7 protein-coding genes and 1 pseudogene are annotated in these 12,400 nt (G+C 66.1%); 4 read left to right on the top strand and 4 right to left on the bottom strand.

Annotation, left to right across the window (positions count from 1 at the left end):
* Position 1: 1 nt before the first annotated feature.
* The 3 genes from LT988_RS17500 (at position 2) to LT988_RS17510 (ending at position 5,137) form a co-directional block, all read left to right on the top strand.
* Positions 2-2,557, top strand: coding sequence for a conjugal transfer protein TraG N-terminal domain-containing protein (locus LT988_RS17500; protein WP_232406815.1), 2,556 nt, complete (start codon positions 2-4; stop codon positions 2,555-2,557).
* Between the two features lie 65 nt (positions 2,558-2,622).
* Complete coding sequence (locus LT988_RS17505; protein WP_232406816.1) at positions 2,623-4,452, top strand: lysozyme family protein; 1,830 nt, start codon at positions 2,623-2,625, stop codon at positions 4,450-4,452.
* A 145-nt stretch (positions 4,453-4,597) separates the two neighbouring features.
* Positions 4,598-5,137, top strand: a complete 540-nt coding sequence (locus LT988_RS17510; RefSeq protein ID WP_232406817.1) for a GNAT family N-acetyltransferase — start codon at positions 4,598-4,600, stop codon at positions 5,135-5,137.
* Between the two features lie 1,075 nt (positions 5,138-6,212).
* Here LT988_RS17510 and LT988_RS17515 read toward each other — a convergent pair.
* The 4 genes from LT988_RS17515 to LT988_RS17530 form a co-directional block, all read right to left on the bottom strand.
* The gene (locus LT988_RS17515; protein ID WP_232406818.1) at positions 6,213-6,827 is read right to left on the bottom strand and encodes a hypothetical protein; all 615 of its coding nucleotides are present in this window, start codon (positions 6,825-6,827) and stop codon (positions 6,213-6,215) included.
* 29 nt (positions 6,828-6,856) lie between these two features.
* Positions 6,857-8,314, bottom strand: coding sequence for a DEAD/DEAH box helicase (locus LT988_RS17520; protein ID WP_232406819.1), 1,458 nt, complete (start codon positions 8,312-8,314; stop codon positions 6,857-6,859).
* On the bottom strand, positions 8,311-9,171 hold the full coding sequence (brxD, locus tag LT988_RS17525; RefSeq protein WP_269752147.1) for a BREX system ATP-binding protein BrxD: 861 nt from the start codon (positions 9,169-9,171) through the stop codon (positions 8,311-8,313). The genes LT988_RS17520 and brxD overlap by 4 nt, the downstream gene beginning before the upstream one ends.
* Positions 9,172-9,468: 297 nt before the next feature.
* Positions 9,469-11,625 carry a recombinase family protein gene (locus LT988_RS17530; protein WP_232406821.1) on the bottom strand — a complete coding sequence of 719 codons (2,157 nt, stop codon included), beginning with the start codon at positions 11,623-11,625 and terminating at the stop codon, positions 9,469-9,471.
* A gap of 235 nt (positions 11,626-11,860) precedes the next feature.
* Here LT988_RS17530 and LT988_RS17535 point away from each other — a divergent pair.
* Positions 11,861-12,223 (top strand): annotated as a pseudogene (locus LT988_RS17535) (IS1634 family transposase); the annotation flags it as partial.
* Between the last annotated feature and the right edge of the window lie 177 nt (positions 12,224-12,400).

Below are 12,400 nucleotides of genomic sequence, written 5' to 3' on the forward strand. Positions count from 1 at the left end.
CATGTTCGAAATCTATTCCATCGGCGACGCCGCCTACCTCGCGGCGGTTCTCAATGCGGTCGCCATGCTCATGGGCACCGGCCACATGAGCCAGCTCGCCGGGGTCGGCTTCCTGATCGGCGTCATCCTGGTGACCTTCCAGGGCCTGGTGCAGGCGCGCGCCCCCCAGTACCAGCAGATGCTGATCGCGCTGGTCATCTACCTGGGCATGTTCGGTCCGAGCGCGCGGGTGAGCGTGGAGGACCTCTATTCCGGAGCGGTGCACCGGGTCGACAACGTCCCCCTGGGCGTGGCCGCCGTGGGCTCGGCGTTGTCGCAGGTGGGGTACGGCGTCACCCGGCTCTTCGAGCAGGCGTTCTCCACCCCCGCGATGACCGACTACGGCTTCGCCGCACCCCTGCAGATCCTGCAGAGCGTGCGCGCGGGGACCCTCTCGCGCGCGCGGCTCGGCGCGGCCAACAGCCCGACACCGGGCGCGGACATCGAGCGCTCCTTCGTCAACTACATCGCCGAGTGCGTGCTCTACGACGTGGACACCGGACAGCGCTCCCTGGACAGCGTGCTGCGCGATCCGAGCTGGACCGGCGCCCTGGCCGTGGCCAATCCGATGCCGACCACGGAGCTGTGGTTGGGCGGGGCCCCGACCGTGAAGGAATGCGACGACGCCTGGGCGGATCTGTCCGCCTACACGACGACCGAGTTTCTGCCGGCGCTGCGCGGCTCGCTCGCCGCCACCCTCGCCGTGCAGGCCGGGGAGGTGGACAACGCCGTGCAGACCGCTCTGGATGCCGTCGCCGGTGCCGGGGTGGACGCGCAGAATTACATGGTGATGTCGGTGGCGGCGAGCGTCCTGCCCAAGGGCGAGGCGCAGGTGTGGGAGGAGCTCGGGCGCTGGGAAACGGCCGCGACCATCACCCAGGCGGCCCAGCAGCGCAACACCCAATGGGCCGCCGAGGAGACCCTGTTCGCGCGCATCGTGCGCCCCATGATGACCTTCTTCGAGGCGTTCCTGTTCGCCGTCTCCCCGCTGATGGTCTTCGCCGTGGGGCTCGGCACCATCGGCATCCGGATGATCGGCAAGTACCTGCTGTTCGGCCTCTGGATCCAGCTCTGGCAGCCGATCCTCGCCGTGATCAACCTCTACGTCATCCTGACGACCCAAGGCAAACTCGACGCCCTGCGCAATGCAGGGATGGGCAACCTGGAGCTGCCCTCGATCTTCGCGCTCTGGAAGCTCGACTTCATCCTCTCGGATTATCTCGGGGTCGGCGGGATGCTCGCGGCGAGCACGCCGGCGATCTCCTTGATGCTGATCTACGGCTCGGCGGTCACCGCGACCCATCTGGCCGGACGCCTGCAAGGCGGGGACCACATCAACGAGAAGATCGCGAGCCCCGATGCGGTGAATCCCGCGGCCGCCTTGTCGATGGGGTCGCTCAAGACCCACGCCCCGCTCACCGGCACGACGACGCCGAACGCCAATTCCGTGCTCTGGTCGGCGGATGTCGGGCGCTCCATGCAGGACAGCGTGCGCTCCGGCGAGCAGGCGGTGCAGCAGGCCAGCTCCCGGTTCTCCTCCTCGCTGGCCGGCACCGCGAGTGCGTCGGCGTCGAGGTCCGGCGAGTCCTTTGCCTCACGGTCCATGAACTGGGACTACGGGGCGACAGGGAGTGCGACGGATCGCGCGATCATGAGCGAAGCGCGGGGGCTTACGGACAAGTATGAGCAGAGCGGGATGAGCACGCAGCAAATGGCGGGTATCGTCTCCGGAGCCATCGCAGCGAAGGGCCGCTCGGGCGGCGACGAGGGCACCCTCGCGGGTGATCTCTCAAGCCAACTCCGAAGCCAGTACATCACCGACGTCAAACTCGCCGACACGATGGCTGCCGATATCGCGCGCCGTGTTTCGGGCGATTCCGGCTTCGAGGCGCGTCTTGCCGAATCGGTCCGCGCCGACTCCCAATCCGGCAGTCGCAACGTCTTCGCGGAGCGGCTCTCCAGCGACGAAAGCGCGCGGTTGGAGAAGGACGCAGCCGATGTGGTCTCCTCCTCGCGTTCGCTGGAGCGCGAGCAGTCGCTGGCGCGCCGCTACGGCGCTATGGGCACCTACGGCGCCGCCGAGATCGGCAATGCGATCGCGAACAACCCGGAGCTCATGGATCGGCTGCACCGGGAAATCGACCGGCGCAATCTGACCGGGGATCACCAGCAACTCCGCGAGGCATGGAGAGCGGAGCGAAGCCGAGCGGCCCCCGGTAGGCGTCGGCGCGTGCGTGCCGCCGCAGTGGCGAAGCGGCCGTGGTCGCGAAGCCGCGAAGGCGGTATGCAAAGCGCATCCGACACGCCGTCGAGCCGTTCGTCGCAGGGCCGTGCGCAGCCCGACCGCGCCCCTCGGGCGCACGTCGTGGCGCAGCGCGGCCCGGAGCGGGGCGAACCGGGGCCAAAACAGGTCGTCGCCAAGGAGCGAGTCCGTCCGGCGGCAGGAGCCCCCGGACGGATTCACGAGCGACACGCGACTCTCCGGTCTCGGGCTCATGGGCTTACGCCCGGAATCTGAACCGCGACGCGGCGAGCGCGGCGGCCGGTGTCGCGCTGCTGATCGGACACGCGGACGGAACGACCTTGCGGCGATTCACCCCCGCGGAGGCCCAAAGTGCGAAGGAGGCCGGCTACGGCATTCTGGCGGACACCTTTGGAACACACGCGCCTTCGGTGAACCCGCACGGCAACGATGATCTGCGCGAGTCCGCTCCGCGCTTCGGCGCCGCCCGAGGCGCCGTGGAGAACGGCGATGTGCGGGATCCTCGCGAGAACGTCGCAGGCCTGCGTGGCGACATCGAGGCGCACGGGCGTTCGGTCGAGACCCGGTATCGGCCAAGTGCCGCCGACAACTTCCATGCCGCCAACCGTGAGTCTGCAGCAGAGGGCCTTGCCGCCAGACAGGATCAAGTGCGTGAGCAGGTTCGCGAGCGCATCGGGGCGGAGATCGACCGGCGTGCGATCTTGCCGCGACCCGCGGCGCAGGCCATCCACAACGAAGTCGGGGGCACGTTCGTGAAGCTTGCGGACTCGGGGGCCTTGGCGCGCGCAGGGGCAAGTGCTGCCATTGGACAGACCGTCGCGGCCGTGAAGGCCTTCGGCTCCACCTTGGCGAGCGGAGGCGATGTCTCCGCGGCGGTCGCTGCCGGACGGGAGGCTGCAGGTGGCGAGGTCGGCTGGACGCAGGCACGGGGCGCCATGATCGACGCCCGTCTGCAGCAGGTTGCCGGCCACGGCCTGACGGATTCCCAGCAGATCCTGTTCCGGGAAGCCACGAATTCCGTGTTTGCCTTCGCGCCGAGCGCTGCGCAACAGGCGGCCCGTCAAGCGGTCATCGACGAGGCCGGGGGTGGCGCGAGGGGTCAACATGTGGCCGACCTCGTCGAACGCTCGGCGGTGTCCCGCGACGACAGCGATCTGCGCTTGATCGGCACCTACAATACGCAAGGCATCGGCTCAAAAAAAAAGACTGATGGACTGAGTGGCGCTTCGCAGGCGAGCGACCGCGCGGTCATGGACCGCAGCGTGACGCCGGGACCTCGCGGCGAGGTGCTGGATCTGCTGGCCCGACCCGAATCACGCGGCAACTACAACGCCTGGTTCGGCAACGCCGACCAAAGCGCGATCGACCTGACCCGGATGACGGTGTCCGAGGTACGAACGCTTCAGAGTCGTCTCTTGGAGAGCGGAAACGGAGGGTCGGCGATCGGTCGCTATCAGATCATTCCGGACACCTTCGATCGGTTGATCGATCGGATGGGGTTGACCGGGGAGGAATTGTTCAGCCGTGACCTCCAGGATCGGATGGCGGTGCGACTCGCAAACGATGCCGGCATGAGCAGTTGGATGCGTGGCGGGATCAGCGATCACGACTTCGCCCGCAACTTGTCCCGCATCTGGGCCGGGCTACCCAAGGATGCCTCGAACGAGAGCTTCTATCAAAAAGACGGTGTCAACAAAGCCCACATCGATTACGGTGTCGTGATCGCGACGCTCGGCGAGATTCGCGAGCGATCGGGGTCCCGAAGCGTCGGCACGTCGAGGTTGAAGGGCCTCTTCACTTCGACCCCACGACTGTGTTCCGAGGAAGGTTCAAGAGTGGAACGGAGGTCGGGGATGAATAGGAGCAAGCGCGTGTGGCGCGCATTGAAAACGGTGCGGTCGCGTGTCTGGTGGATCATCGGTGTGCCCTGCGGTTTCGTCGGCATGTTCCTGCTCGACAGGCACGTGGCCATCACGGGGTTGTTGATCGGGATGATGGTCCTCTGGCTGACATTCCCGCGGAACGGGAGCGAACAGCAGGCCGATGCGGAGAGCGATGACTTCTGGATCAACCCATCGACCGGAATGCCGATGGACTCTCCGAGTGGCGTCGATGCAACCGGTTATTCCTACGGCGAGGATGCGTTTTGAAAGTGAGTTTCAGGGTTCCGCGTCCCGCCGGTAGCTCCCGCAAAGAAGCAGGTTCGCCCAAGCAACGGGAGTGGTGTTTCTCCCCCCAAGCCGAGGCAACCGACCATTACGCACGGCGGGTTGCCGAGCGGAGGAAAACGAAATCATGACGTCGGACATGACGATCAGGAACGAGACGAACGACGATATCGCCGCGATCGCCGAGGTGACGGTCGCGGCGTTTCGGGACCTTGAGATCAGCAACCAGACCGAACACTTCATCATCGACGCGCTCCGCGCCGCCGAGGCCCTTGCATTCTCGCTCGTCGCGGAGGTCGATGGCCGTGTCGTCGGCCACATCGCCTTCTCGCCCGTGACCTTATCGGACGGCACACGGGATTGGTACGGACTTGGCCCGATTTCGGTCTTGCCCCGGGTTCAGCGCCGAGGCATCGGTCAAGCCCTGGTGCGTGAAGGCTTGTCGCGGCTTAAGCGCATGCAGGCGCGCGGCTGCTGCCTGGTCGGGCATCCGGAATACTACCGAAAGTTCGGGTTCGAGAACTGCCCGCAGCTCGTTCTCGAGGGCGTTCCGCCCGAGGTCTTCTTCGCCGTGTCCTTCGAAGGGACGCTGCCGCGGGGCACTGTCGCGTTCCACGAGGGATTCGGAGCGGTCGGACCGTCGCCGCCGCGTGCGAACGAGATCTGACAGCGGGCGCGGCGCCGATCGCAGCGGACTGAGCGGCCGGCCGTTCACCGGAACCGCCTCGTCCGGATCGGCCGATACGCGCGCTCGTGCCGGGGCGGACGCCGGCCGTCTGATCTGATCCTGAATGCCCAAAGGCTGCTTCAGGCCGCCTTGCTTTCAGCCTGCACGGCGTCTCTCGCATGGTTTCGGTACCGGGTGGATCGGCTCTATCGCGGGTTTCCGCGGTAGATGACAGGTGCTCGCGTGGTGTGGCGGGGGTCGACATTCGGAGCGAATCGGGAGCTCGACCGTCGCTCGTGGCGGCCATATCCGGTCGGAGCGCAACCCTTACCGGGTAGCAAAGCGGGCCTGCGGCATGCGATCTCAGCTGCCGGTTCGGCGTCGATGGATTATCGTTGCCAGCGGAATGCGAGGGGTGTTCTCGACGGGAATGGGCCACGGAGACCGCGACCCTGTCGCGACCTGAGGGGACCAGTTCACGCTCGGCTGGCGACCCGGTGAGCGTGTATTTCAGTCGATCAAGTCCACGTGATCGGGCGGCAAGAGACGACCCGGATCTGCTGCTCGGCGCTTCGTCCTAGGCGACCGTTCTGGACGCTTATGGAAAGCTTTCCATAGGCGTCCTTTGCAGTCACCGAAGCAACGGGTCTCGGGGCACGGGCGCAGTGTGACGCCATCGCCAGAGCCGCCCCCGCAAGGAGAGCAAGCTCCCGGGCCTGACCTGACGCCCGAGGTTCGTGCGGGTTTGTTCCCTTACTCGTTACAGCACCACATGCCGCCCCCATGCTCCGCAAGCCACGCCTAACGCCGCTCCCACTCCGCCAGGGCCCGCCCCACCCGTCGCCAACACCCCGGGGTGCGTTTGGGCTCGCTGAGATGTGCCAGCGCATGGACGATGACATGGTCCCTCACAGTGGCAGGCAAGGTGGCCGTGGCTCAGTGAAAGGCAACGTTCGCGGCCTAGCTGCAGGAGACCCAGCGGAAGCCGAGATCCCTTATCTCCACACCCTTGCGCTTGCGGCCACCTTGCTTCTCCGCTGCGGGACACCCGGCGGTGGTCTCATCGGCGCAATGCTCACGAAGCGATATGCACATCGACTATCGGTGCGTCCCCCGCCCACTCGATCTCGGGCTTAGCCAGTTGCCTTCGCTCGAGCACCCGACGCCGCAGGCGAGGCGGCACGCAGTCCATGAACTTCTGGGCCTCCAAGGCCTCTTCGGCATAGCGCAGCTGGAAATCGGATGGAGCGCGCCTGGCGAGTTCGGCTGCCCGATCGTGTAGACCTTGAGCATTTGCGCGCCGGGTGAGGCAGACCGCGTAGTCGTCACAGTCCTCGGCAGACCGATCCGCGCCGAGGTTCGCGGCAAGTACGGCGTTCAAGCGACGGCCGGCGAAGGTCCACCAAAGATGCTTTTCTGCGTCGTGGACCGCGGTCGTGCTGCCCTTGCGAACCCAATCGAGCGACGCCCTGAGCTCATCCAGCTTCGCCTGACCGCGTGTGGACAGCCAGCTCGGAGCCGACTCGTCCGTTAGCACGGTCTGCATGGCCTGGCAGAGGTCAAAGTGCATGCCCTGTCCGCCACCCAGCCAGCGCGAGCGACCCTTGGCGTCACTGGGCTCGACGTAGGCCCGCTGGCGGACCCAGTCGACGTGCTTGACCAACCAACCGCGTCCGGCGAGTGAGATCAAGAGCGGCCCCTGGCCGGGTGCCTGGAACGTCAGGGGTGGACCTGGCCTATCTCGGTTCGGCCGTGCAGAACGGCGTACAGCGGCGGGCTGTTGAAGACGGAGAAGAGTTCCAGATAGTTCCGCAGTCCGTACTTGGCCTCTCCGCCGCTACCGACGGAAAGCAGGCCATCGGCCTCGAACAGCAGCTCCTCGTCGATCATGTACGCGATCAGCGCCTGGGCCTCAGCGACGCCGATTCCCGTGGCGTGACGGAACCCGGCGAGCCAGTCGGCCCAGGCGTAGCGCTCCGCTCCGCCCTCCTGCAGCGTGAGCGCCAGCACCTGCTGGGCCATGACCTGGTAGGGCAACGGCGGCGGCGTCACCGGCTCGACGTAGCCGCTGGCCCAAAGCCGAAGCAGTGCTAGCGCTCGCAGGAAGGCCTCGTCGCGGATCGCGAGGAACAAGCAATTGCGCCGTGTGCCTTGTCGCCGACCGGTGCGTCCGAGCCGCTGCAGGAAACTCGCCACGCTGTGCGGCGCATCGATCTGGATGATCCGGTCGAGGTCGCCGACGTCGATGTCCAGCTCCAGGGTGCTTGTCGCGACGATCACGCAGTTCTCGCCGCTCGCAAAAGCCTGCTCGGCCAGGCGTCGTGCATCGACGCTCAGCGAGCTGTGCGACACAAAGGTGTGAACTCCGAGCGCCCGAAGCCCTGATGCGAGATTCTCGACCTGGGTGCGGCTATCGCAGAACACCAGTCGCTTCTCGCCCCGGTGCAGCCGGGAGATGACGACGGCGGCGTTCTCGATCGTGCCTACGAAATCGACCAGCACGTCGGCGTTCGCGGCCGGGCCGGCGTCTGGAGCGACCACCTGCCGCTCCCCTGGGCTGCCGGCGACCAGCCAGTCGAGCAGCTCCTTAGCGTTGCCGACCGTTGCCGACAGCCCCAGCCTTTGAGGCGCCCGCTCAGTCAGGTGCCCAAGCCGATCGAGTAGCGCGATCAGATGCCAGCCGCGGTCGTCGCCGGCGAACGCGTGGATTTCGTCCACAATGGCGACTCGCAGCGTTCGAAAGAGCTCCCGGTGCGCCACACGCCGCGAGACAAGCACCACCTCGAGCGACTCCGGCGTCGCCAGCAGGAGGTCCGGCGGCTCGCGCACGATTCGCGCCCGCTCGGCCTGCGGGATGTCGCCGTGCCAGACACCAACGCGTCGCCCGAACAGCCCCGCGTAGGCAGCGAGTCGCTCCGCCAGATTGTTGATCAGCGCCTTGATCGGGCAGACGTAGATGACACTGAGTCCACGCCAGTCCTCGCTCAGCATCCGCGACAAGACCGGCAGGACTGCCGCCTCGGTCTTGCCGCCCGCCGTGGGTGCCAGCAACAGCGCATGATGCCCAGCAAGAACAGGCCCGATCGCCGCCTCTTGCAGCGGCCGCAGCGACTTCCAGCCGAGACTGTTGACGATGTGGTGCTGGACCGCCGGGTGCAACCGGTCGAAGGCCGTCACAGGTCGAGCTCGATGTCGTCGACACTGCGCGCCGCGCGGGCATTGCGCTCGATCGCGGTCAACTCCGAATCCTGCAGCGTCAAGGCGTAGTGCTGCCGGGGGTCGAAATCCGCGAACTGGTCGATGCGGTCCAGCACATCGCCCACCAGCTTCTTGAGGAAGAGCCGCGGCGCGATGCCGACCTTACCGCCAAGGTTGCCCGTGACCGCCTCGGCCAGGGTATCGATGTAGCTGTCATCGGCCAGGGTCATCAGCCGATCTTGGCTGGGTTGGCCCCCTGCGTAGATGTCACGGACACGGCGGCCAACCAGCCCAAGGCGAGCGAGGTCGAAGCCCGGCAGGCGCACCTGCACCGCGCGCGGGTTGTCGAAGCGTGCGTCGGTGGCGAAGTCGGTGTGCAGACGCTGGGCCAGTGGCGGCAGGCGCTGCACACCCTGCGGGCCGTCGAAGAAGGCCGGCGTACCGGTCACCAGGATGTACAGTCCGGAGAATCGCCCGGCGTCGACCTCGTCGATGAGTTGTCGCAGGGCGTTGAGGCTCTTCTCGCGCACGTCGCCGCGCACGCGCTGCAGGGTCTCGACCTCGTCGAGCACCAGGAGAAGCCCGGCGAAGCCCGCATCGCGGAGGATCACGAGCAGTCCTTGCAGGAAGCTCAGCGCCGCAAAGTGGTCGATGTCGCCCTTCACGCCCGCGTAGCGCTTCGCAGCGATGCCCACATTGGGCTCGCCGGCCAGCCAAGCGAGGATGCCGTCGGCGATGGCGGTCTCTCCCGCGCCGAGCGCCCGCCTGTAGGCTCGCAACGCGGTCGAAAACGCCGGGGCATAGCGATTGATGGCAGCGAGCCGCTGCTCCTGAATTGCAACGGCAAACCCTCAGCCGTGATGAACTCTTATTGAAGCTCGGTGCGGCCAAGAAAGACACCGGGCGCGCCTATGGGTTGATGCGTATTCAGGTGCCTGCGCCAGATGAATCCGTCACTGCCGAAACCTTCACCTTTTCGCTCAATCGCAAAAAGCTACGTCAGGTCCGCCGCCGTGAGGGCCGCTACTTATTACGTTCCAATCTCGCCAGCAACGACCCCGTTCAACTCTGGACCTGGTATATCCAACTGACCGAAGTCGAGATTTACCAGACATGGTGCCTCCATAAATCACTCAGGCAGGGTCGACGGAGGGATCGTCGCTCCCGACGCGGAGATGCCGCGCCCAGCGGCGGGGGACGCTGCGCAGGGCACGCAGGCGCTCGACCTCGGCGGCGTCGGCGCGAATCAACCATTGGCGGTGGCCGCCCCGCTCGACCCGGCGGGCCTGCAGCACGCCTTTGCGCAGCCAGCTGAACAGGGTGACCGACGGCATCTCCAGTTCCAGCGCCAACTCGCTGATGCTCCATTCGTCGGCCTGCCGATCGACCCAAGGCGCTTGTCGGCGCGTCGGTGAACCCGCCGAGAAGCCTTGGCGGGCGAGCAGATTGGCGACCATCGCGGCGTTGAAGGTCTGGCGCCGTTTGGCCGGATGCCACCGCTCGGCATTGAGTTGCCGGGCGATCTGCGCACAGGTCTGCCCCTCTTGGTGCAAGCATAGAACACGCGCCGCCAGTTCGGGATAGGTGCTGAGCTGCTCCAGACGCGCCACCGGGCGGGTCAGGCGTTCCCGGGTGTGGTGACCCCCGATCCAGTGCACCTCCACGGTGACCTGCTCGCTGTCGTCGACGACCGTGACGATGACCCGCTCCACGAGCAGTCGCACGATGGCTTGGCGCTCCTCGTTGCCGGTGGTCTCGGCGTTCCACAGGGCCGGAAGGTCGCTGGCGAGTCGGCGGATTCGCGCGCGCTCCTCGGCCGACAAGGCGGTCGGCTCGCTCGCCAGGCAACGCGCATACTCGGCCTTGAGTTGATCCTCCGCGGCCAGGGCTGCCTCCCAATCCTGTTCCAGGGTGCGCGCCACCAGCCGATTCTCCGGCTCGACCGCTCGATACTGCCGCGCGGCACGCTCGGCGTCATAACGGGCGCGCTCCAGACGCTGTTGCCAGTGGGCGTGCCGACGCGCGCGCTCGGCTTGGAGGTCGTCGGCGACCTGCAGGCTGATCTCCAACGCCGCCGGCTGCAGCGCCTCCAGGACCAACCGCCCGATCAGGGCATCCAGGGGTGCGCCGCTGAGCGATTGACACAGCGGCGCCCCGTAGTCGACCGCCTCGCGGCTGCAGGTGTAGCGCAATCCGGATCCGCTGTTGGTGTACTGCGTGGCCATGGCCAGACCGCAGCGACCGCAGATCAGACGACCCGACAACAACGAGGGACCCGCACGGACCACGCCGCCGGCTTGGGCGGTATTGGCCGCGAGCTGGCGCAGATTCCGCTCGTATTGGTCCCAATCGATATAGGCCGGCAGGTGATCCTTGATCAGCACCTCCCATTGCTGCGGCGGCGCGACCGTGCGCCCGGTCGAGGGGCGTCCGGGCTGACGGCGGCGCGGATCAGTGGGGCGACGCCCGTAGACGTAGGCACCGGCGTAGATGGGGTTGCGCAGCAGATTGCTCAGCGTCACGCGGTTGGGGCGACGCCAGTCGAGCTCGCCGGTGCGCGGACCGCTGCGCACGCGATCGGGCAATTGGATGTGATGGTCCACCAGATAACGCAGAACCCCATTGATCGTGCCGCACCGTTGGAACTGCCGAAACACCGTCTCGATCACGCCCCGAACCTGCGCGTCCGGATCCTTGAGCACCTCTCCGGAAGGCGCGCGGACGTAGCCGCGCGGCAGCAGCGAGTGCAGCTCTCCGCGGCGCGCCTTCGCGCGCTTGCCCTCGAGCATGCGCTGCTTGAGGATATGCAGCTCCGCTTCCGACATCGTCCCCTTCAGCCCCAACAGCAATCGGTCGTTGTAGGTCTGCGGATCATAGACCCCGTCGGCATCCCCGATCAGGGTCGCGAACAGTCCGCACACCTCCAGCAATTGATACCAGTCCCGCGAGCTGCGCGCCAAGCGCGAGATCTCGATGCCGAGGACGATGCCGACATGATCCAGACCGACTTCGGACATCAGGCGCTGAAAGCCGGGCCGACCCTCGGCGCTCGCCCCGGAACGGCCCAGATCCTCATCGATCACGAGGATCTGCGACGGGGACCAGCCCAGTTCAACCGCTCGATCCACCAAGGCGTACTGCAGTCGAGTCGACTCCTGGTGGCGCTCCACTTGCTGCAGCGTCGATTGGCGCACATAGACCACGGCCTGGCGCTGCAGATGCGAGGACTGGATCTTGCCGTACGTCGGGTTGATCGGCGCACGGTACACGGGCGAGAGGACGGTGCTCATCGGCGTTCTCCTCTGCCGTCCCGGTCGCGCTCAGCCGATGTTCGACCAAGCGACTCAGCAGGACAATCAGGCGCTCTCGCTGCCGCGGCGGCAGTGTGCTCCAATCGATCGGAGCCTTGCGCGTCATGCCGGTGATCCAGCCATTTCGCAAGTTCCAACAACGCCCTACAATCCAGTATTGGTGACGTTTCGGGGGTTGTCAAAAACACATCTATGGCGGTTTTCGTGATGGGGTATCGAACAGGCGTTCAAAGAACTCAAAGGTGACCTGAGTATTCGCCCGATTTACCACCAAGTGGATCGACGCATCGAAGCGCATATTTTTGTCGCCTTCCTCGCCTATTGTCTCCAGGTCACCCTGAAGGCCCGTCTGCGTCCCCTGGCTCCGGGTCTGACCCCAAGGTCCGCCTTGGAGAAATTCGCCGCCATCCAGATGATCGATGTGCATCTGCCGACGACCGATGGACGTACATTGATTTTGAGCCGCTACACTGAGCCGGAGCCCGACCAGCAACTGCTGCTCGACCGGCTGCATCTGCAACTGCCCGCACAGCCGCCACCGAGGATCACCGCCGCGCTTCATGCCCTTATACACTAATCGCTTGTAGTGCCGACCTTTGCCCCTGCGGCTTCAGCCAAACAATGGGTTACGTGAAAAATGGACGCGAATAGTCGAAGACGGGCTAGCTACGTATGGTCTATAGTTATCTCGTGATCGTTGCGTGTCGTGAAGGTGAGAGGAACGCGAGGCGCGCAATCGGGTTAGGGGCGGGTC

Source organism: Thiocapsa bogorovii (genome assembly GCF_021228795.1).
Taxonomy (GTDB): Bacteria; Pseudomonadota; Gammaproteobacteria; order Chromatiales; family Chromatiaceae; genus Thiocapsa; species Thiocapsa bogorovii.